At 72.8% G+C, this 25096-nt stretch carries 20 protein-coding genes and 2 pseudogenes; 14 read left to right on the forward strand and 8 right to left on the reverse strand.

From position 1 onward, the window contains the following. A pseudogene (locus tag AB0L95_RS25565) lies at positions 1–199 on the reverse strand (hypothetical protein); the annotation flags it as partial. 321 nt (positions 200–520) lie between these two features. Here AB0L95_RS25565 and AB0L95_RS25570 point away from each other — a divergent pair. Then, positions 521–1363, forward strand: a complete 843-nt coding sequence (locus AB0L95_RS25570; RefSeq protein ID WP_365165179.1) for a hypothetical protein — start codon at positions 521–523, stop codon at positions 1361–1363. Positions 1364–1427: 64 nt separating this feature from the next. Here the strand turns inward: AB0L95_RS25570 and AB0L95_RS25575 are convergent, their stop codons facing one another. Then, positions 1428–2717 carry a DUF1015 domain-containing protein gene (locus tag AB0L95_RS25575; protein ID WP_365164898.1) on the reverse strand — a complete coding sequence of 430 codons (1290 nt, stop codon included), beginning with the start codon at positions 2715–2717 and terminating at the stop codon, positions 1428–1430. A 70-nt stretch (positions 2718–2787) separates the two neighbouring features. Here AB0L95_RS25575 and AB0L95_RS25580 point away from each other — a divergent pair, with 70 nt between their 5' ends. The 4 genes from AB0L95_RS25580 to AB0L95_RS25595 are packed head-to-tail and all read left to right on the forward strand — an operon-like array spanning position 2788 to position 6811. After that, complete coding sequence (locus tag AB0L95_RS25580; RefSeq protein ID WP_365164901.1) at positions 2788–3816, forward strand: HAD hydrolase-like protein; 1029 nt, start codon at positions 2788–2790, stop codon at positions 3814–3816. 51 nt (positions 3817–3867) lie between these two features. Further along, positions 3868–4911 carry an iron chelate uptake ABC transporter family permease subunit gene (locus AB0L95_RS25585; RefSeq protein ID WP_365164903.1) on the forward strand — a complete coding sequence of 348 codons (1044 nt, stop codon included), beginning with the start codon at positions 3868–3870 and terminating at the stop codon, positions 4909–4911. After that, complete coding sequence (locus AB0L95_RS25590; protein ID WP_365164905.1) at positions 4908–5945, forward strand: iron chelate uptake ABC transporter family permease subunit; 1038 nt, start codon at positions 4908–4910, stop codon at positions 5943–5945. The genes AB0L95_RS25585 and AB0L95_RS25590 overlap by 4 nt, the downstream gene beginning before the upstream one ends. Beyond that, positions 5942–6811, forward strand: a complete 870-nt coding sequence (locus tag AB0L95_RS25595; RefSeq protein WP_365164907.1) for an ABC transporter ATP-binding protein — start codon at positions 5942–5944, stop codon at positions 6809–6811. Before AB0L95_RS25590 ends, AB0L95_RS25595 begins: the two co-directional genes overlap by 4 nt. A gap of 44 nt (positions 6812–6855) precedes the next feature. Here the strand turns inward: AB0L95_RS25595 and AB0L95_RS25600 are convergent, their stop codons facing one another. Beyond that, the gene (locus AB0L95_RS25600) at positions 6856–7203 is read right to left on the reverse strand and encodes an SCP2 sterol-binding domain-containing protein (protein ID WP_365164909.1); all 348 of its coding nucleotides are present in this window, start codon (positions 7201–7203) and stop codon (positions 6856–6858) included. A gap of 42 nt (positions 7204–7245) precedes the next feature. Here AB0L95_RS25600 and AB0L95_RS25605 point away from each other — a divergent pair, with 42 nt between their 5' ends. From AB0L95_RS25605 to AB0L95_RS25630, 6 genes are all read left to right on the forward strand, one after another. Then, a complete protein-coding gene (locus tag AB0L95_RS25605) occupies positions 7246–7563 on the forward strand; it encodes a hypothetical protein (protein WP_365164911.1) in 318 nt (105 codons plus the stop codon). A 56-nt stretch (positions 7564–7619) separates the two neighbouring features. Continuing rightward, the gene (locus tag AB0L95_RS25610; RefSeq protein ID WP_365164913.1) at positions 7620–8435 is read left to right on the forward strand and encodes a TlyA family RNA methyltransferase; all 816 of its coding nucleotides are present in this window, start codon (positions 7620–7622) and stop codon (positions 8433–8435) included. Next, a complete protein-coding gene (locus AB0L95_RS25615; RefSeq protein WP_365164915.1) occupies positions 8432–9337 on the forward strand; it encodes an NAD kinase in 906 nt (301 codons plus the stop codon). Before AB0L95_RS25610 ends, AB0L95_RS25615 begins: the two co-directional genes overlap by 4 nt. A gap of 83 nt (positions 9338–9420) precedes the next feature. After that, positions 9421–11163, forward strand: coding sequence for a DNA repair protein RecN (gene recN, locus AB0L95_RS25620; RefSeq protein WP_365164917.1), 1743 nt, complete (start codon positions 9421–9423; stop codon positions 11161–11163). A 31-nt stretch (positions 11164–11194) separates the two neighbouring features. Further along, complete coding sequence (locus AB0L95_RS25625) at positions 11195–12037, forward strand: hypothetical protein (RefSeq protein ID WP_365164919.1); 843 nt, start codon at positions 11195–11197, stop codon at positions 12035–12037. A gap of 213 nt (positions 12038–12250) precedes the next feature. Next, a complete protein-coding gene (locus AB0L95_RS25630; protein ID WP_365164921.1) occupies positions 12251–13387 on the forward strand; it encodes a glycosyltransferase family 4 protein in 1137 nt (378 codons plus the stop codon). 25 nt (positions 13388–13412) lie between these two features. On the opposite strand, the gene AB0L95_RS25635 is transcribed toward AB0L95_RS25630, so the two are convergent. The 4 genes and pseudogenes from AB0L95_RS25635 to AB0L95_RS25650 form a co-directional block, all read right to left on the reverse strand. Then, entirely contained in the window at positions 13413–15059 is a 1647-nt protein-coding gene (locus AB0L95_RS25635) for a PucR family transcriptional regulator (protein WP_365164923.1), read from the reverse strand. A 69-nt stretch (positions 15060–15128) separates the two neighbouring features. After that, on the reverse strand, positions 15129–16511 hold the full coding sequence (locus AB0L95_RS25640) for an FAD-binding oxidoreductase (protein ID WP_365164925.1): 1383 nt from the start codon (positions 16509–16511) through the stop codon (positions 15129–15131). Positions 16512–16599: 88 nt separating this feature from the next. After that, a complete protein-coding gene (locus AB0L95_RS25645; protein ID WP_365164927.1) occupies positions 16600–17679 on the reverse strand; it encodes a hypothetical protein in 1080 nt (359 codons plus the stop codon). Positions 17680–17934: 255 nt separating this feature from the next. After that, positions 17935–18980, reverse strand: a pseudogene (locus AB0L95_RS25650) (zinc-binding dehydrogenase). 310 nt (positions 18981–19290) lie between these two features. Between AB0L95_RS25650 and AB0L95_RS25655 the strand changes: the two are divergent. Continuing rightward, on the forward strand, positions 19291–19986 hold the full coding sequence (locus tag AB0L95_RS25655) for a PAS domain-containing protein (protein ID WP_365164930.1): 696 nt from the start codon (positions 19291–19293) through the stop codon (positions 19984–19986). 107 nt (positions 19987–20093) lie between these two features. On the opposite strand, the gene AB0L95_RS25660 is transcribed toward AB0L95_RS25655, so the two are convergent. Continuing rightward, complete coding sequence (locus AB0L95_RS25660; protein WP_365164933.1) at positions 20094–21896, reverse strand: glycoside hydrolase family 15 protein; 1803 nt, start codon at positions 21894–21896, stop codon at positions 20094–20096. A 466-nt stretch (positions 21897–22362) separates the two neighbouring features. On the opposite strand from AB0L95_RS25660, the gene AB0L95_RS25665 reads away from it, so the two are divergent. Both AB0L95_RS25665 and AB0L95_RS25670 read left to right on the forward strand, forming a co-directional pair. Then, entirely contained in the window at positions 22363–24051 is a 1689-nt protein-coding gene (locus tag AB0L95_RS25665) for a CTP synthase (RefSeq protein WP_365164936.1), read from the forward strand. Positions 24052–24134: 83 nt separating this feature from the next. Then, positions 24135–24761: an NUDIX hydrolase gene (locus AB0L95_RS25670; RefSeq protein ID WP_365164939.1), complete on the forward strand. Its 627-nt coding sequence runs from the start codon at positions 24135–24137 to the stop codon at positions 24759–24761. The last annotated feature ends 335 nt before the right edge of the window (positions 24762–25096 follow it).

Below are 25096 nucleotides of genomic sequence, written 5' to 3' on the forward strand. Positions count from 1 at the left end.
CGATGACCGGCGTGATGACCGCGGCGGCTACCCCCGCCGTGACGACCGACGAGATGACCGCCGTGGCGGCGAGCATGGCGACCGGGGTGGTTTCCGTCGTGACGACCGCCGCGACGACAGGCGCGATGACCGGCGTGATGACCGCGGCGGCTACCCCCGCCGTGACGACCGACGAGATGACCGCCGTGGCGGCGAGCATGGCGACCGGGGTGGTTTCCGGCGTGACGACCGCCGCGACGACAGGCGCGATGACCGGCGTGATGACCGGCGTGATGACCGGCGTGATGACCGGCGTGATGACCGGCGTGATGACCGCGGCGGCTACCCTCGCCGTGATGACCGCGGCGGCTACCCTCGCCGTGACGACCGTGGCGCGCGCGGCCCCCGTCGCGACGACCGAGGCGGCCGTCCCGGCGGCTTCCGAGGCCGTGACGACCGGCGCGACGACCGGCGTGACGACCGTCGCGGCGGCGGCCGGTTCCGTGACGAGCGGGATCGTGACCGGGAGCCGATCAAGCGGCTGCCGATCCCCGAGGACGTCACCGGCGACGAGATCGACAAGGACGTACGGCAGGAGCTGCAGAGCCTGCCCAAGACCCTCGCGGAGGACGTCGCCAGGAACCTGGTGATGGTGGCCAGGCTCATCGACGAGGACCCCGAGGGCGCGTACGCCTACTCGAAGGTGGCGCTGCGGCTCGCGTCCCGTGTCGCTGCCGTGCGTGAGGCCGCCGGTTTCGCCGCGTACGCCAACCAGAAGTACGGCGAGGCGCTCGCCGAGTTCCGGGCGGCCCGGCGGATGACCGGGAACATCGATCTGTGGCCCGTCATGGCGGACTGCGAGCGCGGCCTCGGCCGGCCCGAGAAGGCGCTGGACATGGCCGGTGCGCCCGAGGTGCACAAGCTGGACAAGGCCGGTCAGGTCGAGATGCGGCTCGTGGCTGCCGGTGCGCGCCGTGACATGGGGCAGCTCGACGCCGCCATCGTGACGCTGCAGAGCCCGGAGCTGGCGTCCAACTCCGTGCAGCCGTGGACCGCGCGGCTGCGGTACGCGTACGCCGATGCCCTCCTCGCCGCCGGGCGGGAGAGCGAGGCACGCGAGTGGTTCGCCAAGGCCGTCGAGTCCGACAAGGACGGCAGCACGGACGCCTCCGACCGGCTCGCCGAGCTGGACGGCGTGGAATTCGTCGACGCGCTCGACGAGACGGTGGACGACGAGGACAAGAACGAGGCCGGTCTCGGCGAGGACGACGGCGACGGATCCTCCTCCGAGCCGTCGACCGCGGACGCCGCGGACGCCGCGGACGCCGAGGACGCCGAGGACGCCGAGGAAGGCACCGAGCACGGCGCCGGCGACCGGGGCTGACCTTCGCACACCGACAGGGGCGGGATCCGAGAGGGATTCCGCCCCTTTGTGTCTCCGGGGTGCCTCAGGCGGTCAGTGTCCGCAGGACCAGCCCCGACGCCGGCTTCGGACCGAACGACGTCGACTTGCGGGGCATCGTCACGCCCTGGCGGGCCAGCTCGCGTACGACCTCCTCGCGGACCGGGTGCATCAGCACGGCCGTGCCGCCGATGCGCTCGGCCTTCTCGACCGTGGCGGCCGTGTCATGGATGTAGGCGATGTGCTCCGGCGAGTCCTCGGGGATGCGCCAGAGGTGTTCCAGCAGCGTCCGGTGCAGGACGGTCGCGTCCAGGGTGCGCCACGCCTCCGGCGGGTCCGCGGGCACCGTACGGGCCAGCAGTTCCGGGGACGGCCGGTCCACGAGATAGAAGGCGCCGTCGCCCGCCAGCAGATAGGCGTTGCCGTGGCCGGCCGCCTCGGCCAGCGCGTCCAGGGCCCCGGACAGGGGGACGTCCAGGTCGCGGACGCGGAACAGGCCGGTGAGGGCGGACAGGGCGTCGGCGACCGGAAGACGGTGCAGGAGACGGTGGATCGCGCGCACCCGGAGGGGGTAGCGGGCGGTGTCCACCAGGAGGACCAGACCGTAGTCCCAGGGGCTGGGGGAGCCGTGCTCCGCGCGTAGACGCAGATACGTCGCCCAGCGATGGTGGCCGTCGGCGATGAGGGCCTGGTGCTGGGCCAGCTCCGACTGGATCTCGGCGACCTCGGCCGGATCCGTGACCGCCCACAGGCGATGGCTGAAGCCGTCCTCCGTGGTGGTGCGCAGCAGTGGTGAACGTTCGGCGGTGCGTTCGATGACGGCTCCCGCGCCGGTCGCGGCTCCGCTGCCCCGGTAGGTCAGCAGCAGGGGTTCGAGGTTGGCTGAAGTCGCGCGCATCAGGGCCGCACGGTCGGCGATCACATGCGGCATCACGTCCTCATGGGGGAGGACCACACCGTCCGAGGGCTGCGACACGCGCAGCGCGCCGATCACGCCGCGCTGGACCAGACCGTTGCCGCGCTGCTCGTAGACGTAGAGACCGGGTTCGGCGTCGGCTCTGAGGACGCCCTCGTCGAGCCAGCGGCGCAGGGTGTGGGCCGCCTGCTTGTTGCGTGCCGCCGGGGTGGCCGCCTGGGGCAGGATCAGACGGACGATGTTGTGCGGATCCGCCGATTCCAGGTGCAGCAGCCCGTCCGGGCGCACGACGACGTCGTACGGCGGGGAGGTGACGGCCGCGAGGCTGCCGACTCGATCGGGGTCGTAGCGCAGGCCCCGGAAAGGGGTCAGTTCAAGGCCCTTGCCCGCCGGTACGTCCCTGGGACCTGCAGTGTTCATTGGTGCATCGTAAGTGTGTCAGTGCCGTGGGGGATGATCGGGGAAACGAGCGAACGAGGAGCGATGTGCAATGAGCCAGACCGTCAGGACGCGGCCCGAGGGCAGTGCGCGCCCCATGAGCGAGGCGTACGACACGGCGCTGCTCGACCTGGACGGGGTGGTGTACGCGGGCGGGCGGGCGATCGCGCACGCCGTCGAGTCGCTCGGGACCGCTCGATCGGGCGGCATGCATCTGGCGTACGTGACGAACAACGCGCTGCGTACGCCGGACGCGGTGGCCGCGCACCTCACCGAGCTGGGGATACCGGCCGAGGCGTCGGACGTCGTCACCTCGGCGCAGGCGGTCGCCCGGCTGATCAGTGAGCAGGTGCCCGGCGGGTCGCGGGTGCTGGTGGTCGGCGGTGAGGGGCTGCGCGTCGCGCTGCGGGAGCGCGGGCTCGTGCCCGTGGAGTCGGCCGACGACGATCCGGTCGCCGTGGTGCAGGGGTACGGCGGGCCCGAGCTGGCCTGGGGGCGGTTCGCCGAGGCGTGTTACGCCATCGCACGCGGGGTGCCCTGGTTCGCGTCCAACACCGATCTCACGATTCCGAGCGCGCGCGGCATCGCACCGGGAAACGGGGCGGCCGTGGAGGTCGTCAGGATCGCGACCGGTGCCGAGCCGCAGGTGGCGGGCAAGCCGCTGCCGCCGATGCACCGCGAGACGATCCTGCGGACCGGCGCCCGGCGGCCGCTGGTGGTCGGGGACCGGCTCGACACGGACATCGAGGGCGCGTTCAACGGCGAGGTGGACTCGCTGCTCGTGCTGACCGGGGTGACCGACGGCGCCCAGCTGCTGGCAGCTCCCGTGCACCACCGGCCGACGTATGTCGACGCGGACCTGCGGGGGTTGCTGACCGGTCAGCCGGAGGTGGAGGCCGCGGGCGACGGTTTCCGCTGCGGTGGCTGGACGGTGCTTGCGGGGCAGGAAAGGCTGGAACTGACGGGCGACGGCGAGGCCGTGGACGGGCTGCGGGCGCTGTGCGCGGCGGCCTGGACGGCGGCCGGCGAGGGCGCGTGCGAGTTGGACGGGGCGAAGGCGCTGGCGCGCTTGGGGTTGTGAGTCGGGAGGGCGGCCCCCCAGTGAATAGTGAGGGTAGGCTAACCTAACCTCGTGTTGGTCGACAGTCCTCCTGAACCGCGCGCGGAGACCGCCCCCGCGCCCCCAACCCGCCGGGCGATACGGTCCTTTGGGCTCCTGCTCTCACTGGTGATCCTGGCGCTCGTCGTCCTGGCGAGCATCGCGGTCGGGGCGAAGGGGCTCTCGCCACAGCAGGTCTGGCACGGTCTGTTCCACGACTCGGGCACCTATGCCGACGTGGTCGTCGGCGACCGGCTCTCGCGGACGGTGCTCGGACTGCTGGCCGGCTCCGCGCTCGGCCTGTCCGGTGCCGTCCTCCAGGCGCTCACCCGCAATCCGCTGGCCGACCCGGGGCTCCTCGGCATCAACGCGGGCGCGTCCGCCGCGGTCGTCACCGCCATCACCTACTTCGGCGTCACGAGCCTGAGCGGCTATGTCTGGTTCGCCTTCTTCGGCGCGGCTGCCGTCGGCGCCCTGGTGTGGTTCCTAGGCGGCAGCCGGGGCGCCACCCCGGTGCGGCTCGCGCTCGCGGGGACCGCCATCAGCGCGGCGCTCTACGGCTATCTCCAGGCCGTGATGATCACGGACGATGCGGCGCTCGGCAAGATGCGTTTCTGGACGGTCGGTTCGCTGGCCTCGGCCACCGACGGGACCATCCGGCAGGTCCTGCCCTTCCTCGTGGTCGGCGCGGCCCTCGCGCTGGGCCTCGCCCGGCCGCTGAACGTCGTGGCGATGGGCGACGACACCGCACGCGCCCTCGGCGCGGGTCTCCACCGCACCCGTGCCCTGGCCATGGCCGCCGCGACCGTGCTGTGCGGTGCGGCGACCGCGGCCTGCGGCCCGATCGTGTTCGTCGGGCTGATGGTCCCGCACGCCGTACGGTCCTTCACCGGCCCCGACCTGCGCTGGATCCTGCCGTACGCGACCGTTCTGTCGCCCGTGCTGCTGCTCGGCTCCGACGTCATCGGCCGTATCGTCGCCCGGCCCGCCGAGCTCCAGGTCGGCATCGTGACCGCGATCATCGGCGGCCCGGTCTTCATCTTCCTCGTACGACGACGCAGGACGGCACAGCTGTGAAGACCACCCGTACCCTGCGCACCCCGGGCGGGCCCTCCGCACGTCTCGACGTCCGGGCGCTCACCGTCGTCCTCCTGCTGCTGGCCGCCGCGCTTGCCGCGAGCGTTCTGCTGATCGGCACCGGCGACTTCTCGATCCCCGCCGGCGACGTCGTCAAGACGCTGTTCGGGGGCGGCAACCCGGGCCAGGAGTTCATCGTCACCGAACTTCGGCTGCCCCGCGTGCTCGTCGGTCTGCTGGTCGGTGCCTCACTGGGGCTCGGCGGCGCCCTGTTCCAGTCCATCTCCCGCAATCCGCTGGGCAGTCCGGACGTGCTCGGCCTCGGGCAGGGCTCGACGGCCGGGGCGCTCGTGGTGATCGTGGTTTTCTCCGGCAGCGCCACGCAGGTCGCCCTCGGCGCGCTCGTCGGCGGACTGGCCACGGGGTTCGCCATCTATCTGCTGGCCTGGAAGCAGGGCGTACACGGCTACCGGCTGGTCCTGGTCGGCATCGGCGTCAGTGCCGTCGTCACCGCGGCCAACGGCTATCTGCTCGTGAAGGCCGACCTCGTCGACGCCGCCCGCGCGGTCGTCTGGATGACCGGTTCCCTCAACGGGCGTGACTGGGACCAGGTGTGGCCGCTGCTCGCGCTGTGCGCCGTCCTCGTACCGCTCGTCCTCGGTCAGTCCCGGGGGCTGCGGATGACGGAGATGGGCGACGACGTCGCGTACGCCCTCGGGGTGCGCGTCCAGCGCGTACGGGTGCTGCTGATGGTGTCCGCGGTGCTGCTCACCGCGGGAGCCACCGCCGCCGCGGGCCCGGTCGGATTCGTGGCGCTCACCGCGCCGCAGCTCGCCCGTCGGCTGACCCGCTCGCCCGGCCCGAACCTCGTGGCCTCGATGGTCATGGGCGCCACTGTGCTGATCGTCGCGGACTGGGCCGCGCAGCGGGCCTTCGGTGCCGACCAGTTGCCCGTGGGCGTGGTCACCGGGGTCCTGGGCGGTCTCTATCTGCTGTGGCTGCTGGTCACCGAGCGCCGGGCGGGTCGCGTATGAGTGCCCCGAGCGCCCTGGACGGACCCGAAACGAACGACACAAGGAGCACCGTGAACCGCCTCTCCGCCGACGACGTCACCCTCGCCTACGACCGGCGCGTGATCGCCGAGGGGTTGTCCGTGGAGATCCCCGACAACTCCTTCACCGTGATCGTCGGACCCAACGCCTGCGGCAAGTCCACCCTGCTGCGGGCTCTGTCCCGGATGCTCAAGCCGTCCGAGGGGCAGGTGCTGCTGGACGGCCAGGTCATCCAGTCGATGCCGGCGAAGAAGGTCGCACGGACCCTGGGTCTGCTGCCGCAGTCCTCGATCGCGCCGGACGGGATCACCGTCGGCGACCTGGTGGCCCGCGGGCGCTATCCGCACCAGGGGATCCTGCGCCAGTGGTCCGGCGAGGACGAGCGGGTGGTCCGGGAGTCGATGGCGCAGACCGGGGTCGCCGAACTCGCCGACCGCTACGTCGACGAACTCTCCGGGGGCCAGCGGCAGCGCGTGTGGATCGCCATGGCGCTCGCCCAGCAGACCCCGCTGCTGCTGCTCGACGAGCCGACCACCTATCTCGACATCCAGCACCAGATCGACGTGCTCGACCTGTGTGCCGAACTGCACGAGACGCAGGGGCGGACGCTGGTCGCGGTGCTGCACGACCTCAACCACGCGGCGCGCTACGCCACCCATCTCATCGCCCTGCGCGGCGGCGAGGTCGTCGCCGAGGGCGCACCGAAGGACATCGTCACGGCGGAGCTGGTCGAGAAGGTCTTCGGGCTGCGCTGCCAGGTCATCGACGACCCGGAGACCGGCACCCCGCTGGTGGTCCCCGCGGCCCGCCGGGCACGTGCGCGCGTCACGGCCGAGGAGGTCGCCTGAGCCGCTGCGGGCGCCGGGCAGGCGGCCTCCGGCCGCCGGGGCGGCTAGAGGAGCTTCCTGAGGCGCAGCAGATCCAGCAGGGCCGCCTCCAGCTTCACCCGGCCCGAGGCCCACGCCTTCGCGAAGTGCAGCTCGCCGTCGACCATCGCCACCAGGTCGTCGCCGGTCATCGTCAGCCTGATCTGGGCCTTGTCGGGCGGCGGTCCCTGGAGTGTGTCGAGCACCCGGATCCGGCCGTCCTGGAGCCGGCCGACGAAGGTGACGTCCAGGTCGGTGATGCGGCAGCTGAGCGAGCGGTCCAGGGCTGCGGCCGCGCGTACGTCCCCGTCCGCGCCCGCCAGGTTGTCCGAAAACTTTTCGAGTGCCGTACGGCACTCCTCAATCGTGGCCATCGTGAGCGACGGTACCTCAGCGCCACGAGGTAGCGTCGGGGCATGAACGACTCTGTGACCGCGGCGGAGGCGGCAGCGGCGCAGGCCGACCCCGCGACCGAAGCCTCGGTGGAACCCGCGGCCGGCCGCGAGCACGACCCGGCCGCCCCGGCCCCGCTGCACGTGGACCGGACCCCCACCGGCAACGCCGAGGTCGACGCCCGGCTGGAGCGGCTGGCCGACGCCGACCACCTCGCCACGGACGGCCATGTCGAGGTGTACGAGGATGTACACGAGGGGCTGCGTGACGTGCTCACCGCACTCGACGCCCGCCCGGGACCTCCGGTTCCCGCCCGTCACCCGGGCACCGCCCCTCAATGAGACCCTTCGGGTCGCACCAGTCGGATGACCGTACGAGAACAGGAGCTGAACCGAACGTGGCAGGAGTGGCACGCCGCCGTCTCGACGCGGAGCTGGTCCGCCGGAAGCTCGCGCGCTCGCGCGAGCACGCGAGCCAGCTGATCGCCGCGGGCCGGGTCACTGTCGGCAAGACCGTCGCGACCAAGCCCGCCACGCAGGTGGAGACCGCGGCCGCCATCGTCGTCGTGCAGGACGACAGCGATCCCGAGTACGTGTCCCGGGGCGGCCACAAGCTGGCGGGCGCGCTGGAGGCCTTCGTGCCCCGGGGGCTGACGGTCGGGGGACGGCGGGCGCTGGACGCCGGCGCGTCCACAGGAGGCTTCACCGACGTCCTGCTGCGCGCGGGCGCCGCCCAGGTCGTCGCCGTCGACGTCGGGTACGGACAGTTGGCCTGGTCTCTCCAGAGCGATGAACGCGTCACCGTCAAGGACCGTACGAACGTACGGGAGTTGACGCTCGAAGCGATCGATGGGGAACCTGTGGATCTTGTCGTCGGAGATCTGTCCTTCATCCCGCTCGGACTGGTGCTGCCCGCCCTGGTGCGGTGCACGAAGCCGGATGCCGATCTGGTGATGATGGTCAAGCCTCAGTTCGAGGTGGGGAAGGAACGGCTGGGCAGCGGGGGTGTGGTGCGCAGCCCCGAGCTGCGCGCCGAGGCGGTGCGCGGGGTGGCCGAGCGGGCCGCGGAGCTGGGGCTCGGCGTACTGGGCGTGACGGCCAGCCCCCTGCCCGGACCCTCGGGCAACGTCGAGTACTTTCTGTGGCTGCGAGCCGGGGCACCCGCCCTGGACCCGGCCGATGTTGACCGTGCAGTGGCGGAGGGGCCGCGTTGACACAGAACTCAGCTCGTACTGTTTTCCTGCTCGCCCACACCGGGCGGCCCGCGGCCATTCGCAGCGCCGAGCTGGTGGTCAAGGGTCTCGTGCGGTGCGGGATCGGCGTACGGGTCCTGGAGGCCGAGGCGGCGGACCTGCCGCTGTCGGACGAGGTGCAGCTGGTCAAGGAGGCCACTCCGCAGTGCCTCGACGGGTGCGAACTGCTCATCGTGCTCGGCGGTGACGGAACCCTGCTGCGGGGCGCCGAGTTCGCCCGCGCCTCCGGGGTGCCGATGCTCGGTATCAACCTGGGCCGGGTCGGCTTCCTCGCCGAGGCCGAGCGGGACGACCTCGACCGGGTCGTCGACCGGGTGGTGATGAAGGCGTACGAGGTCGAGGAGCGCATGACCGTCGACGTCGTCGTGCACAAGAACGGCGACATCGTGCACACCGACTGGGCGCTCAACGAGGCGGCCGTGCAGAAGGTCTCCGCCGAGAAGCTCCTGGAGGTCGTCCTGGAGATCGACGGCCGGCCCGTGACCGGGTTCGGCTGTGACGGCATCGTGTGCGCCACCCCGACCGGATCCACCGCGTACGCCTTCTCCGCGGGCGGGCCCGTGGTGTGGCCCGAGGTGGAGGCCCTGCTCATGGTGCCGATCAGCGCGCACGCCCTGTTCGCCAAGCCGCTGGTGACCTCGCCCGACTCCGTGCTCGCTGTGGAGGTGCAGCCGGACACCCCGCACGGGGTGCTGTGGTGCGACGGGCGACGCACGGTGGAGCTGCCCCAGGGGGCGCGGGTCGAGGTGCGGCGGGGAGCGGTGCCGGTACGGCTGGCCCGGCTGCACCACGCCTCGTTCACCGACCGGCTCGTGGCGAAGTTCGCCCTGCCCGTGTCCGGGTGGCGGGGAGCGCCTCACTAAGGGGGCGCGGGCCGGGTATGCGGGAGCGCGGTGTCCCCCTCCGGGGTGACGGGGCCGCTCGCACATCCCCGGCCCGACCTCGTATGGTCTTCTCCGTGTTGGAGGAGATGCGGATACGGTCGCTCGGAGTCATCGACGACGCGGTCGTCGAGCTGTCACCCGGCTTCACCGCCGTGACCGGTGAGACGGGTGCGGGCAAGACCATGGTCGTCACCAGCCTCGGTCTGCTGCTCGGCGGGCGCGCGGACCCGGCGCTCGTACGGATCGGCGCGAAGAACGCGGTCGTCGAGGGGCGGATCGCCCTGCCCCCGGACGCCTCCGCCGCCGTACGCGCCGAAGAGGCCGGGGCCGAGCTGGACGACGGGGCGCTGCTGATCAGCCGTACCGTCTCCGCCGAGGGACGCTCGCGGGCCCACCTCGGCGGGCGCTCCGTGCCCGTCGGGGTACTGGCGGAGCTGGCCGAAGAGCTGATCGCCGTGCACGGGCAGACCGACCAGCAGGGCCTGCTGAAGCTGTCGCGGCAGCGGCAGGCGCTCGACCGGTACGCCGGTGACGCCGTCGCCACTCCGCTCGCCAAGTACGGGGAGGCCTACCGGCGGCTGCGGGCCGTCTGGGCCGAGCTGGAGGAGATCACCACGCGGGCCCGGGAGCGGGCGCAGGAAGCCGACATGCTGCGCTTCGGACTCGACGAGATCGCGGCCGTGGAGCCGCGGGCCGGCGAGGACGTGGAGCTGGCCGAGGAGGCCGAGCGGCTCGGGCACGCGGAGGCGCTCGCGTCGGCGGCGAGCGCCGCGCACGCGGCGCTCGCGGGCAATCCCGAGGACCCCGAGGGCGTGGACGCGGCCACCCTGGTCGCGGGCGCGCACCGGGCCCTGGAGGCGGTGCGGTCGCACGATCCGGCGCTGGCGGGGCTCGCCGACCGGATCGGGGAGATCGGGATCCTGCTGGGCGATGTGGCGGGAGAGCTGGCCGGATACGCCGACGACCTGGACGCCGATCCGCTGCGGCTGGCGGTCGTGGAGGAGCGGCGGGCCGCCCTCACCACGCTGACCCGGAAGTACGGCGAGGACGTGGGCGCCGTGCTCGCCTGGGCCGAGCAGAGCGCCGCGCGGCTGACCGAACTCGACGGCGACGACGACCGGATCGAGGAGCTGACCGCCGAACGGGACGGGCTGCGCGCCGAACTGGGCGCGCTCGCCCAGGCGCTGACCGACGCGAGGACGGAGGCCGCCGAGCGGTTCGCCGCCGCCGTCACCGCCGAGCTGGCCTCGCTCGCCATGCCGCACGCGCGCGTGTCGTTCGAGATCCGGCAGACGGACGACCCCGACGGCGTCGAGGTCGGCGGGCGTACGGTCGCGTACGGGCCGTCGGGCGTCGACGAGGTCGAGCTGCTGCTCGCGCCGCACCCGGGCGCGCCGCCGCGGCCCATCGCCAAGGGCGCCTCGGGCGGTGAGCTGTCCCGGGTGATGCTCGCGGTCGAGGTCGTGTTCGCGGGGACGGACCCCGTGCCCACGTACCTCTTCGACGAGGTCGACGCGGGCGTCGGCGGCAGGGCGGCGGTCGAGATCGGGCGGCGCCTGGCCCGCCTCGCGAAGACCGCGCAGGTCGTGGTCGTCACCCATCTGCCGCAGGTGGCGGCGTTCGCCGACCGGCAGCTGCTGGTGGAGAAGACGAACGACGGGTCGGTGACCCGGTCGGGCGTGAAGGTGCTGGAGGGCGAGGACCGCATCCGCGAGCTGTCCCGGATGCTGGCGGGCCAGGAGGACTCCGAGACCGCCCGGGCGCACGCGGAGGAGCTGCTCGCGACGGCGCGGGCGGACGGCTAGTGCTGCCCGGCGGCTCCCGTAGGGTGACGGGATGATCATGCGTTCCCGCAGGACCGTCTCGTTCGTCCGCGCCGCGGCCGTCACCCGCGCCGCGGCCACCGCCCTGCGCGCCCTGGCGCCGGGCGGGCCCGGCCGCTGGGAGCGGACGAACCACGCGGGGCGGACCGTCGAGCTCCATGCCGGGCCCGCGTCGGCCGTGGCCGTGGCGCTCGGCGCGGGGCGGGTCCATCCGGCGGCCGGACTCGCCGTGCTCGCCGCCGGTGCCTGCGGCGCCTACGACGACGTCGTCGGCGCCGGGGACCCCCGGCGCGGGTTCCGGGCGCATCTGTCGGCCCTGCGGGACGGCGAGGTCACCAGCGGCACGGTGAAGCTGTTCGGGATCTCCGCGGCGGCGCTCGCCGCGGGTGCCGTGCTCCAGCGGCGGCCGCTGGACAAGGCGCTCGCGGGTGTGGTGATCGCGGGAGCCGCGCACTTCGTCAACCTCGTGGATGTGCGGCCGGGGCGGGCCGCCGGGACAGTCCTCGCCCTCGGCGCTCCGGGGCTGCTGCGCGCGGGAGCGGGCGGGGAGCTGTGCGCCGCCGTGCTGGGGGCCGCCGCCGCAGTGCTGCCCGACGATCTGGGCGAGCGGGCGATGCTCGGGGACACCGGGGCCCATGCCCTGGGCGCCGCCCTCGGGGCCGCCGTGGCCGTCGGCTGGGGATCTCCCCGCCTGGACCGCGTCGAGCGGACGGGAGGCCGGGCCGGGCTCCTCGCCCATGCGGCGGCGTTCGTCGCCGCGGCCGCGTTCGGGGACAAGGTGACCGAGGCGGCGCGGACCTGGGGAACCGCCTCACCCGGGCCCACCACGGTCATGGCGTCCGCGCACACCACCTGAGCCCGCCCCGCGCCCTCACCCGGGGGAGTGACCGGGCGCGCCCCCGGCGGCTCGGTCCGCCGTCGTCGCGGCCCTCCGCCGGTGCCGCACCACCCCCGCTCCCTGGCATGCTTGAGCCATCCGCGGAGCACCTCGCGCGGTCCACACCCACCGCGCGATCCTTCTGTACGTTTCTTCGTGACCGCCCGATGCCGAACCAGGAGCCCCGGCCACGTGAGCCTCGCGAGCAGCCACTCAGCGCACGGCCGGACGCCGCTGCGCACCGTGCAGGTGCTCGGCGGGGGCAGTGCCGGCAGCAGCGCCCATGTGCGGTCGCTGGCCGCGGGCCTCGTCGCCAGGGGCGTACACGTGACCGTGTGCGCCCCCCTTGAGGCCGAGCGCACCTACGATTTCACCGGCGTCGGCGCCCAGCACGTCCCCGTGCCCCGCACCACGGATCCCGCCTCCCTGACCGCACTGCGCAGCGTCTGCGCCGATGCGGACCTGGTGCACGCGCACGGACTGCACGCGGGCTTGCGCGCCGCGCTCGCGCTCGGCGGGCGGCGTACCCCCTTCGTGGTCACCTGGCACACGCGGGCGCACGCCGAGGGTGCGCGCGCCCGTCTCAGGCGCTTGCTGGAGCGACGGGTGGCCAGGGCCGCGACCGTCGTCCTCGGGACGTCCTCGGACCTGGTCGACCGGGCTCGCCGCCGCGGCGCGCGGGACGCCCGGCTCGCCGCCGTCGCCCTGCCGGCAGCCCGGATGTCCCCCGAGGACGACGAACCCGAGCGGCTGCGCTCCAAGACCCTGGCCGAACTGGGCGCGACGGACCGGCCGTTGCTGATGGCGGTCGGCTCCCTGGAGCGGTACCGCGGATACGACGTGCTGCTCGACGCCTCCCGCGCCTGGCGCCGCCTCGACCCGGTGCCCCTGGTCGTCGTCGCGGGGGAGGGGCCGCTGCGGACGGTGCTGCAACGGCGCATCGACGACGAGGAGCTGCCGGTGCGGCTGGTCGGGCGGCGTGAGGACGTCGGCGAACTGCTCGCCGCCGCCGATCTGGCCCTGCTGCCCAGCAGCTGGGAGTCCCGGTCGGTGCTCGCGCAGGAGGCCCTGCACGCGCGCGTGCCGCTTGTCGCCACCGCCGTCGGCGGTATCCGCGAACTCGTCGGCGACGCGGCCGAACTCGTCCCCTACGGAGACGCCCAGGCGCTCGCCACCGCCGTCGTACGTCTCCTCGACGACCCGGCGCGCCGTGAGCTGCTGCGGGACAAGGGCACCCGGCAGGCCGCGGCTTGGCCCACCGAGGACGAGACCGTGGCCCAGGTGCTGAGCGTCTACGACGAGTTGACGCAGGTACGCCCCTACCCGTAGGGCCCCGGTCCCCCTGCCGCCGTGCCTACCCCTGAGGCACGTGCCGGCGCGCCCGCAGGGCCAGGCTCAGGGCCTGGACCGTCTGCGGGTCGTCGAGGTCAGTGCCCAGCAACTCCCCGATCCGGGCGAGCCGGTTGTAGAGGGTCTGCCGGTTCAGATGCAGCTCGCGGGCCGTCTCGGCCTTGCGGCCCGCGTGCGCGAGATACGTCTCCAGCGTGGGCAGTAGCGGCGGCCGGGAGCGGTGGTCGTGGTCGCGCAGCGGACCGATCGCGCGGTCCACGAAGGCCGCCAGGTCCGGATGGTCGCGCAGCCGCCACAGCAGAAGGTCGATGTCGAGGCGCCGGGCGTCGTGCCAGGGACGCTCCGGAAGTCCCTGCGCCGCAGTGGCGGTCTCCGCCGCGTGCCGCAGCCCGGCCGACGCCGCCGCCCAGCCGCCCGCCACCCCGACCACCACGACCGGCGGCCGGGCGCCCGGCCGCTGCATACCGGCCCGTTCCACCCCGGCCCGCAGCGCCGCGGCCACCCGGTCGGCCACCGCGGAACGCTCCGACTCCGAACGCAGACCCAGCAGCAGCGGCACCCGGCCCTCCACCGGCCGCACCCCGAGCAGGACCGGCACGCCCACCGAACCCAGCTCCTCCGCGACCGCCCGCGCCAGCACCGCCCAGCCCCCGCCGCCCGGCGCGGGGCCGTCCGCCAGCCGCATCACCACCGGCAGCAGCGGGCCGCCGCCCGGCTTGAAGCCGAGCACCCGGGCCTGCGCGGGCGCGTCCTCGGCGGTGATCCGGCCCTCGGCGAGGTCGGTGAGGAAGTCGCCGCGCCCGCGCGCCGCCAACTCCTCCTCCTGCCGGGCCTGCATCAGCACCACCGCGAGGCTGCCCGCGGCCCGCTCGGCGGCGATCCGGTGCACCGGCGCCACCGGCGCGGCGACCGGCAGCAGCACCAGCCGGGCCCGGACCGAGCCCGTGCCGGGTCCGCCGCCCGGCACGTCCACGATGACGGTGCCCGCCGGGGGCGTGTCCTTGTGCTGTCCGCGCAGTCCCTCCCACACCTGGAGCGGATCCGTGTCCGCGGGCCCGGTCCCGGCGGCGTAGAGCAGCCGGCCGTCGGCGGTCTCCAGGAACACCGGGTTGCCGCCGAAGTCGGCCAGGATCTGCAGGACCTGCGGCACCCCGCCCCCGCAGAGCAGCGCCTCCGTGCACCGGCGGTGCACCTCGTCGGCCCGCTGGAGCAGCGCGTAGTGCCCATTGACGATCTCGGTGTGGATCTCCTCGGTGACCGTCACGAACGGCACCTCGCGGTGCAGCTGGACGAGCGGCAGCCCGGCGGCGCGGGCCGTCTCCACCAGGGCGGCGGGCAGCCGGGTGAAACGCGGGCCCAGCTCCACCACCAGGGCCGCGATGCCGCGCTCGGCCAGGGTGCGGACGAACGCGCGCTGGTCGGCGGGGCGGGTGCCGAGGCCATAGCCCGTGGTCAGCAGGAGTTCGCCGCCCTTCAGCAGCGAGGCGATGTTCGGGACCTCGCCCGCGTGCACCCAGCGCACCGTGCGGTGCAACCGGTCGGCGCCGGCGAGCACCTCCGGCAGCCCGCTGCGCAGCCCGGGCAGCTCCAGCGCCCGCTGCACGGTGATTCCGGCGCCCTGGGGCCCCTGGGGGTCGAAACGGCTGTCCATGCCGTGACGCTACCCGCGCGGACGCCCCGGGCGCACCGGGGGCCTCGGCCGGGCGGTCGTGCGCCCGGTTCACAGGGGCTGGATGTTGTGGTTGTAGCGGAACACGTTGTCCGGGTCGTACTGGCGTTTGACCCGTGCCAGCCGGTTGAGGTGCTCGGTGCCGAGGCCGGCCACCACCCGGTCCCTGCCCTCGTCCCCGATGAAGTTGAGATAGACCGCCCCGGTGCTCCAGGGCCGGGCGTCGGCGCGCACGTCCCGCACCCACCGCACGGCCCGCTCGTCGTCCGCCGGGTCTGCCCAGACACCGAGCGGATGCACGGCCCAGGGCGCGTCCCGGTAGGGGACCGGATACTCGGCGGGTCCGGCGGCGATCGCGCCGCCCTGCGGGAACAGCACCTGCTGACAGGCGGAGGGGACGGGCATCGAGGGGGCGCGGGCGCAGAAGGCGTCGACCAGTGCGTCGGGCAGGGCGCGCACGTACTCGACCGACCAGTGGTTGCGCAGTCCGGGCGGAGCGTCGAGCAGGCGCTGCGCGTCGGCGTACGGCATTGTGGCGACGACCTCGGACTCGTGCGGCAGCGCCAGCAGCGGCCGGGCGAACCCGCGCAGCCCGTCCTCGTCGCCGGCGTAGGTGACCAGCACACCGCACAGCAGCGTCCCCACCAGATGCTCGGGAACGAACGGGGCAGGCGGCCCGGTCACGTACAGCACGGCGCCCCCCGCCTGCGGCGGGCCGGTGGCGAGGAGGTCGCGGTAGGCGCGGACCGCCTCCGGGCCCCGCTCGGGCGGGAACATCAGCAGGGCGATCGAGAACACGGGCAGCGCGTGCAGCTGGAGGGTGAGCGCGGTGGCGACGCCGAAGTTCCCGCCGCCGCCGTGCAGCGCCCAGAACAGCTCGGGATGCTCGTCGGCGGTCGCGAGGACCGGGGTGCCGTCCGAGGTCACCAGCTCCACCCCGAGCAGATTGTCGACGGCGAGCCCGAAGGCCCGGTCCAGCCAGCCGGTTCCGCCACCGAGCACAAAGCCGCCGACACCGGTGGTGGAGACCCGGCCGCCGGTGGTCGCGAGACCGTGCGGCTGGGTGGCGCGGTCCAGGTGGCTCATCAGGGCGCCGCCCTCGACCCGTACCGACGCGGACCCGGGGCGGACCGTGACCCGGTGCATCCGGCGCAGGTCCACCACCAGCCCGTTGTCGTTGACCGCCATGCCCGCCATACTGTGGCCGCCGCCGTGGATCGCGATCTTCAGATCGAGGTCCCGGGCGAAGCGCACCGCCCGGATGACGTCCGCCTCGCCCGCGCACTGCGCGATGACGGCCGGACGGCGGTCGATCATCGCGTTGAAGACGGCCCGGGCCTCGTCGTAGCCGTGATCCCCGGGAGCGAGGACCTCGCCCTCCAGGCGCGCGCGAAGAGCGGCGAGCGCCGTGCGCGCCTTCGTAAGGGGAGCCATGGCGGCGAGCCCCCTTCCCGCAGGGGGACAGAACTCCCTTCAGCCTAGGCGGACCCGGCGCGCCGGTCCCGCTCGGCCGCCCGGGTGCTCACACCGCGAGGGCTCCGCTCATCTCCTCCTCGACGTCCGCCTCCGGCCCGCGCAGATGCACCGGGGCAGGCGTGCCGCGCCGTTCGGTTGCCGCGGCGGCGGTCAGCAGCAGCAGGCCCGCGACCAGCCAGAGCACGAGGGAGAGGATCCGGCCGCCCAGCGCCGCCGAGGGGAAGTAGAGCAGGCTGCGGGCACCTTCGACGAAGCCGGCGCCGTTCCAGAAGGCGTGCAGCGCGCCGAAGAAGCCGCTCTGCAGCTCGGGTTCGAAGACACCGCCGCTGCTGGTGAAGTTGAGCATGATGAACAGCACCATCAGGGCCGGCATCGTGAAGCGCTTGAGGAACGTGTGGAGTCCGACGCCGATGATGAGGGCGCCCGTCGTGTACAGCCAGGCCATGGCCCACACCCCCCACAGATCGTGATCCACTATGTGGAAGGCCGGACCGGCCAGCACCGCTCCGATGGCACTCACCACCAGCGCGGTGCCGACGCCGATGGCGGCCCGGACCCACACGGAGAGCGCGGCACCGGCCGTGCTGATGGTGATGGCGGAGATGTTGGACCCGATGGACAGCGCGATCAGCACGTAGAACAGGCCCTGATTGCCGGGGTCGCCGTCGGCCAGCCGGGACAGGTCCACGACCTTCAGCGGGTCGCCCTGCTGGGCGGCCACCGTGGTGAAGAGGTCCTGGGCCGCGGTGGCGGAAGAGCTGGAGTTGGCGTCGGCGACGATCAGTTCGGGGTGCTTGGTGCTGGGCACATACGCGCCGACCAGGTCCCGGTGCATGATCTGGTGTCTGGCCGTGGCCCGGTCGGGCAGGGTGGTGACGTCCACCGTGTCGCCCGCCTTGTCCTTGATCGCCTGGGCCAGCAGCCGGTCGTGTGCCGAGTCGCCGACCACGGCGACCTTCAGCCCGTGCGTGTGGTCCTGCGGTGCGTGGAAGGCGCCGATGTAGGCCAGGCCCATACCGAGGCACATCAGCACCGGGGTGAGCAGGTGGACGGTCACGGCGCGGACGGTGGGGTTCGGGATGATCAGGTGGCCTACCGCAGGGCGGCCGGCGCGCTTGTGGTGCATGGAGGTCGTTTCCTAGCAGACAGAGGTCGTTGTCGGTGGGGGCCTGGGCCCTGTCGTCAAACTCCCGCCTGCCCCGCGACGCCATGCACGCTCCCCCACGCTCGGCTTCGCTCGCGCGGGCGTGCCCCCACCGCCGCACCCCGCACAGTCCCGAGTACATCCAGTACGAGGGCCTGTGCGCGGCACGCCGAGAGCACGCACCTGACGCCGCAGGGCCCGCCCTCCGGGCGGACGACGGGAGTTTGACGGCAGGACCTAGGGGATGAGCACGAGGCGGATCGGGTCGCCCTCCTTGCGCTCCAGCCGGGCCACGGCGTCGGCCGCCCCGGCGAGGGGGATGTGGGCGGTGATGGAGGGTGCGAGGTCGAGGCGGCCGGTGGAGGCGAGGCGGATCAGCTGCTCGACGTACTGAGGCCCGGAGCCGTAGTGGCCGCGGACCTCGTTGCGGCGGAAGCTGAACCCGGTGCCGTCCGTGATGGTCAGCGGCATCGGGGTGAGACCGGCCAGGACCAGCACTCCGCCCCGGGCGAGGACCCCCGCGGCCTGCTCCCGGACGGCGGGAACGCCGGCGAAGTCGAAGGCCGCGTCCAGGCCGAGGCCCCCCGTGACCCGGTCCACGGCCGCGGTGAAGCCGGGGTCGGCGGGGTCGAGAGCGAGGTCCGCGCCGAAGGCGAGCGCGCGTTCGCGGGCGCTGGGCAGCGGTTCGACGGCGATGATCGGCGCGGCGCCGGCCAGCCGGGCGAGCCGGATGCCGTGGGCGCCCAGACCGCCCGCGCCCCAGATGCCCACGGACTGGGCGGGACGGACCTGGCCGGTCTCCACGATGGCCGCGTAGGGGGTGGAGACGGCGTCGGGGATGATGGCGGCCTGGTCGAAGGCCAGGTTGTCGGGCAGGAGCGCGAGGGTGTCCTCACGGCGAGGGCGTACTCGGCCCAGCCGCCGTCGTAGTCCAGGCCACGGGTCATGGTCTTGAGACAGGGGCGCAGCCGGCGTACGCAGTTGGCGCAGTGGCCGCACGACTGGCCGGCCTGGAGGGCGACGCGCATACCCGGGGTCCAGTCGCCGAGCGGGCCCGGGCCGAGGGCGTGGATGACACCGGCGACCTCGTGGCCCAGGGTGACGGCGTCGACGGGGCGGAAGGGCTTCAGACTGCCGTCGGTCAGATGGACGTCGGACAGGCACACACCGGCGGCCTTGACCTCGATCAGCACCTCTCCGGGGCCGGGGACGGGAACGGGGACCTCTTCGACGGCGAACCTCAAGGTCTTCGGGCGGAGGCGGCCGGCAAGCATGGTGGCCATGGTGTGACCTCGACTCTCTCGGTTGCGGGCGGGTCTTCGGCTCGGCGACGGCTGCGCCGCGCGGGGAAGGGGTGGCGGCCGGCCTTCCCCGCACGGGGACCGGGGGTCAGCCGCGGTGGACGCCCTCGACGGAGCGGCCGGCGGCGATCAGCAGCCGGTGCCACTCCTGGGCGTCCGCAGCGTCACCTGTCCACCGTGCGGCCGTCGGGATGCGTGTGGTCGTGCCGGTGCTACAAAGTCTTGTAGAGGTATCGGTGTGCTGGAGCTTGCCATCTCTCCACATCTGAGGTACATGCGGCGGGAGTGAAGGATGGACACCCCTGAGCGTCGAACGGGCGACGAGCCGAGCGAGCCGGGCACCCTGCCGGCGCCGGACGCCGACCATGCCGTCTACTGGCGCAACCAGGCCACAGCGCTGTTCGACCGCATTCCGCTGCCCGTCGCCTTCTGTGACGCGGAGGGTGTCATCCTCTCCGCCAACCGCGCCATGGCCGCGGAGTGGGGCACACTCGCGGGCCGGCTCGTCGGGCGCCGCGCCCTGGACCTCTTCCGTCCGACGGCGGAGCGGCGGCTCGATCCCCTCTCGGAAGCCCTACGGCTGCGCCGCCGGGCGCGGTATCCGGTCGAGGTGACCTGGCGCCCGGCCGCGGGCGCGGAACGCCGTGGCGAGATGACCATCGACGTGGTGGTCGGCAACGCCCCCGGCGGTCCCCTCCATCTGCTGCTGGTCCTGCGCGCCTTCGAGGAGCCCGCCGACCCGCCGGTCCCGCAGACGCAGGCGTCCGGACAGACCAGCGGCATCGAGGCACGCATCCTCGCCCTGGCGGCCGCAGGCTTCACGAGCACCCGTATCGCCACCGAGGTGGGCCTGACTGCGGACGGGGTCAACTACCACTTCGCACGCCTGTCCCGGCGCTGGAACGTCACCAACAGAACGGCTCTGGTGGCGCGCGCCTACGTCAACGGAGTGCTCTCACCCCAGGCCTGGCCGCCCGCGCCCGCCTGAGCGGCCGCTTCGATCCGACGCACGAGGTCCCCCTCAGCCGTCCGCTGAGGGGGACCTCAAGAGGGATGCCGCCCGAGGCGACGGCCTCGCGGCCCGGTGGCGCGTACTCAGCCCCCGTACGCCCCGGACGCCGTCAGCCGCAGTGCCGTGTCGATCAGCGGCACATGGCTGAACGCCTGCGGGAAGTTCCCGACCTGGCGCTCCAGACGCGGATCCCACTCCTCGGCGAGCAGGCCCAGGTCGTTGCGCAGGGCGAGCAGCTTCTCGAAGAGTTTGCGGGCCTCGTCCACACGGCCGATCATCGCCAGGTCGTCGGCCAGCCAGAACGAGCAGGCGAGGAACGCGCCCTCGTCACCCGGCAGCCCGTCCACGCCCTCCTCCTCGCCCGAGGTCGGGTAGCGCAGGATGAAGCCGTCGGGCGTGGACAGCTCGCGCTGGATCGCCTCGATCGTGCCGATCACCCGCTTGTCGTCCGGCGGCAGGAAGCCCATCTGCGGGATCAGCAGCAGCGAGGCGTCCAGTTCCCTGGAGCCGTAGGACTGGGTGAAGGTGTTGCGCTCCTTGTCGTAGCCCTTCTCGCACACGTCCCGGTGGATGTCGTCGCGCAGTTCGCGCCACTTCTCCAGCGGGCCGTCCGCGTCCCCGGACTCGATCAGCTTGATCGTGCGGTCCACCGCGACCCAGGCCATGACCTTGGAGTGCACGAAGTGGCGGCGGGGGCCGCGCACCTCCCAGATGCCCTCGTCCGGCTCGTCCCAGTGCTGCTCCAGATAGCGGATCAGCTTCAGCTGGAGCAGGGAGGCGTAGTCGTTGCGTGCGAGGCCCGTCATATGGGCCAGATGCAGGGCCTCGGTGACCTCTCCGTACACATCCAGCTGCAACTGGTGCGCGGCGCCGTTGCCGACGCGCACCGGCGCGGAGTCCTCGTAGCCGGGCAGCCAGTCCAGCTCGGCCTCGCCCAGCTCCCGTTCGCCCGCGATACCGTACATGATCTGCAGGTTCTCGGGGTCGCCCGCCACGGCGCGCAGCAGCCACTCACGCCAGGCCCGCGCCTCCTCGCGGTAGCCGGTGCGCAGCAGGGAGGAGAGGGTGATCGCGGCGTCACGCAGCCAGGTGTACCGGTAGTCCCAGTTGCGCACGCCGCCGATCTCCTCGGGCAGCGAGGTCGTGGGCGCGGCCACGATGCCGCCCGTCGGGGCGTAGGTCAGGGCCTTGAGCGTGATCAGGGAGCGGACCACGGCCTCGCGGTAGGGACCGTGGTACGTACAGTGCTCCACCCACTCACGCCAGAAGTCCTCGGTCGCCTCCAGGGCTTGCTCGGGCTCGGGCAGCGACGGCGGCTCCCGGTGCGAGGGCTGCCACGAGATGGTGAACGCGATCCGGTCACCCGGCGCGACCGTGAAGTCCGCGTACGTCGTCAGCCCCTTGCCGTAGGTCTCGGCCTGGGTGTCGAACCACACGGAGTCGGGCCCGGCCACGGCCACCGTGCGCCCTTCGTGCTTGTGCACCCAGGGCACCACTCGCCCGTAGGAGAACCGCATCCGCAGCGCGGAACGCATGGGCACCCGGCCCGTGACGCCCTCCACGATCCGGATCACCTGGGGCGCGCCGTCACGCGGCGGCATGAAATCGGTCACTCGGACCGTGCCGCGCGGGGTGTCCCACTCGGACTCCAGGATCAGCGACTCACCGCGGTAGGAGCGCCGGGTGGCCGGCGGGGGCGCGATATCCGCCGCGTGCGCCGGGCCCAGCCGCCAGAAGCCGTGTTCCTCTGTGCCGAGCAGCCCCGCGAAGACGGCATGGGAGTCGAATCGGGGCAGGCACAGCCAGTCCACGGTGCCGTCCCGGCAGACCAGCGCCGCGGTCTGCATGTCTCCAATGAGTGCGTAGTCTTCGATGCGCCCGGCCAATGCAACTCCAGTCGAACGGCCACGTCGCCCCGGGTGGGGCGGTCGCTCTTGCGGTCATGGGGTCGGTGAGAAAGGCGTTGTTCACCGACCCATTCGAAAACGAAGCAGCCGATGTTCAACGAACTGACGAGCTGTTGTAGTTCCGGTGACGGCCGGGGGTGGTGCCGTTTGCCGGGAGTGCTCGGCAGTGATGTCCGAGCAGGATACGACGCACGTGGATGGTCCGCGTGCCTGTCCGGCCAACGGTACGGCTCCGAACGAGTGAGGCGGGAGCGGCCGCGGTGGGTCCGTGGTCACATGTGCGCGAAGCGTGGCCGGAAGCAGGCCCCTCCGGGCGCTGATACGCTGGTAGCCCGTGGACCGGTGGGCACGAAACCCCCGAACCGCAGCGACGGCACCGCCGGACATCTTCGGAGGCGAGCCGGACCGCATTCCAGACCGCGACCACGGGAGCCCCCTCTTGGCCATGCCGCCCGCTGCTTTCCGAAACAGCACAGCCACGACGACCAAGCACATCTTCGTCACCGGGGGTGTCGCCTCTTCGCTCGGCAAGGGCCTGACGGCCTCCAGCCTGGGCATGCTGCTCAAGGCACGGGGCCTGCGCGTCGTGATGCAGAAGCTCGACCCGTACCTGAACGTCGACCCGGGCACGATGAACCCCTTCCAGCACGGTGAGGTGTTCGTCACCAACGACGGTGCCGAGACCGACCTGGACATCGGCCACTACGAGCGATTCCTCGACCGTGACCTCGACGGCTCCGCCAATGTCACCACGGGCCAGGTGTACTCGACGGTGATCGCCAAGGAGCGGCGCGGCGAGTACCTGGGCGACACGGTCCAGGTCATCCCGCACATCACCAACGAGATCAAGCACCGCATCCGGCGCATGGCCACCGACGAGGTGGACGTCGTGATCACCGAGGTCGGCGGCACCGTGGGCGACATCGAGTCGCTGCCGTTCCTGGAGACCGTCCGCCAGGTCCGCCACGAGGTCGGCCGCGACAACGTCTTCGTGGTGCACATCTCGCTGCTGCCCTACATCGGCCCCTCCGGCGAGCTGAAGACCAAGCCGACCCAGCACTCGGTGGCCGCGCTGCGCAACATCGGCATCCAGCCGGACGCGATCGTGCTGCGCTGCGACCGCGAGGTCCCGACCGCCATCAAGCGCAAGATCTCGCTGATGTGCGACGTCGACGAGGCCGCCGTGGTCGCTTGCCCGGACGCCCGTTCGATCTACGACATCCCGAAGGTCGTCCACTCCGAGGGCCTGGACGCCTATGTCGTCCGCAAGCTGGACCTGCCCTTCCGCGACGTGGACTGGATGACCTGGGACGACCTGCTCGACCGTGTCCACAACCCCGCGGACGAGATCACCCTCGCGCTGGTCGGCAAGTACATCGACCTGCCCGACGCCTATCTGTCGGTGACCGAGGCGCTGCGTGCGGGCGGCTTCGCCAACAAGGCGCGCGTGAAGATCAAGTGGGTCACCTCCGACGACTGCAAGACCCCGGCCGGGGCCAAGGCGCAGCTCGCCGACGTGGACGGCATCTGCATCCCCGGCGGCTTCGGCGACCGCGGTGTGCTCGGCAAGGTCGGCGCCATCCGCTACGCCCGCGAGAACAAGATCCCGCTGCTCGGCCTCTGCCTCGGTCTGCAGTGCATCGTGATCGAGGCCGCGCGCAACCTCGCCGACATCCCCGACGCGAACTCCACCGAGTTCGACTCGGCCACCGCCCACCCGGTCATCTCGACGATGGCCGAGCAGATGGACATCGTCGCGGGCGAGGGCGACATGGGCGGCACCATGCGGCTCGGCATGTACCCGGCCAAGCTGGCCGAGGGGTCGATCGTGCGTGAGGTGTACGACGGCAAGGAGTACGTCGAGGAGCGCCACCGTCACCGCTACGAGGTGAACAACTCCTACCGGGCCGAGCTGGAGAAGAAGGCCGGCATCGTGTTCTCCGGCACTTCGCCGGACGGCAAGCTCGTGGAGTACGTCGAGTACCCGCGCGATGCGCACCCTTACCTGGTGGCCACGCAGGCCCACCCCGAGCTGCGCTCCCGCCCGACCCGGCCGCACCCGCTGTTCGCCGGCCTGGTGAAGGCGGCCGTGGAGCGGCAGCGGCAGGAGACCGAGCGGAAGAACGGCAAGTAACACAGGCTGTACGGTGGCCGGGGTGCGCGTCCTGCGGGAGGCGTACCCCGGTTTCGTGCAAGGCGTGGGAGGAACAGGGCGACATGACGATCAAGGACACCCCCGAGGAATGGGAGATCCGGGCGAGTGAGACCCCGTTCGTCGGAAAGAAGACCTCCGTCCGCGCCGACGACGTGGTCATGCCGAACGGTGCGGTCGTCCGCCGCGACTACCAGGTCCACCCGGGATCGGTGGCCGTCCTCGCCCTCGACGAGCAGGACCGGGTGCTGGTGATCCGGCAGTACCGCCACCCCGTGCGCCACAAGCTGTGGGAGATCCCGGCCGGTCTGCTGGACATCCCGGGGGAGAACCCGCTGCACGCCGCCCAGCGCGAGCTGTACGAGGAGGCGCACGTCAAGGCCGAGGACTGGCGGGTGCTGACGGACGTCTACACCACGCCGGGCGGCTGCGACGAGGCCGTGCGGATCTTCCTGGCCCGCGATCTGTCCGAGGCCGACGGGCAGCGCTTCGCGGTCGAGGACGAGGAGGCCGACATGGAGCTGGCCCGGATCCCGGTGGACGACCTCGTCCGCGGTGTGCTGGCCGGCGACCTCCACAACAACTGCCTCGTGGTCGGCGTGCTCTCCCTGGTCGCGGCGCGCGGCGGCGAGGGCCTGGACGCCCTGCGACCGGCCGAGGCACCCTGGCCGGCCCGGCCTTTCGAGGCCTGACTCCGGTCGGAGCCGCGCCCCGGGACTCCGGTGGTTCGGGGCCTGACGTCGGTAGGGGCTGTGTCCTGGAGCCCTGGCCGTTTGGGGCCGCGTCCCAGGACCCAGGCCGGTCGAGGCCTGACACCCGTCCGGGCCGCGCCCCGGCATCCGGGCGCGCGCGGGTCCCCGGTGTGGGACCCGCCCCGATCCCGCCGGTCGTACCATCGCCTGATCCGATCGGGGGATGAGTCCGCCCTGCTCCGCAGGGTTCGTCGCAGAGCGTGAACTAGGCTCTGAGGGACGACCCGCCCCAGGACCCGGCGGGCCTGTGTGCGTAGTGGGACGGGAGCGTGGCC

The sequence above is a fragment of the Streptomyces sp. NPDC052036 genome, assembly GCF_040680495.1.
Lineage (GTDB): Bacteria > Actinomycetota > Actinomycetes > Streptomycetales > Streptomycetaceae > Streptomyces.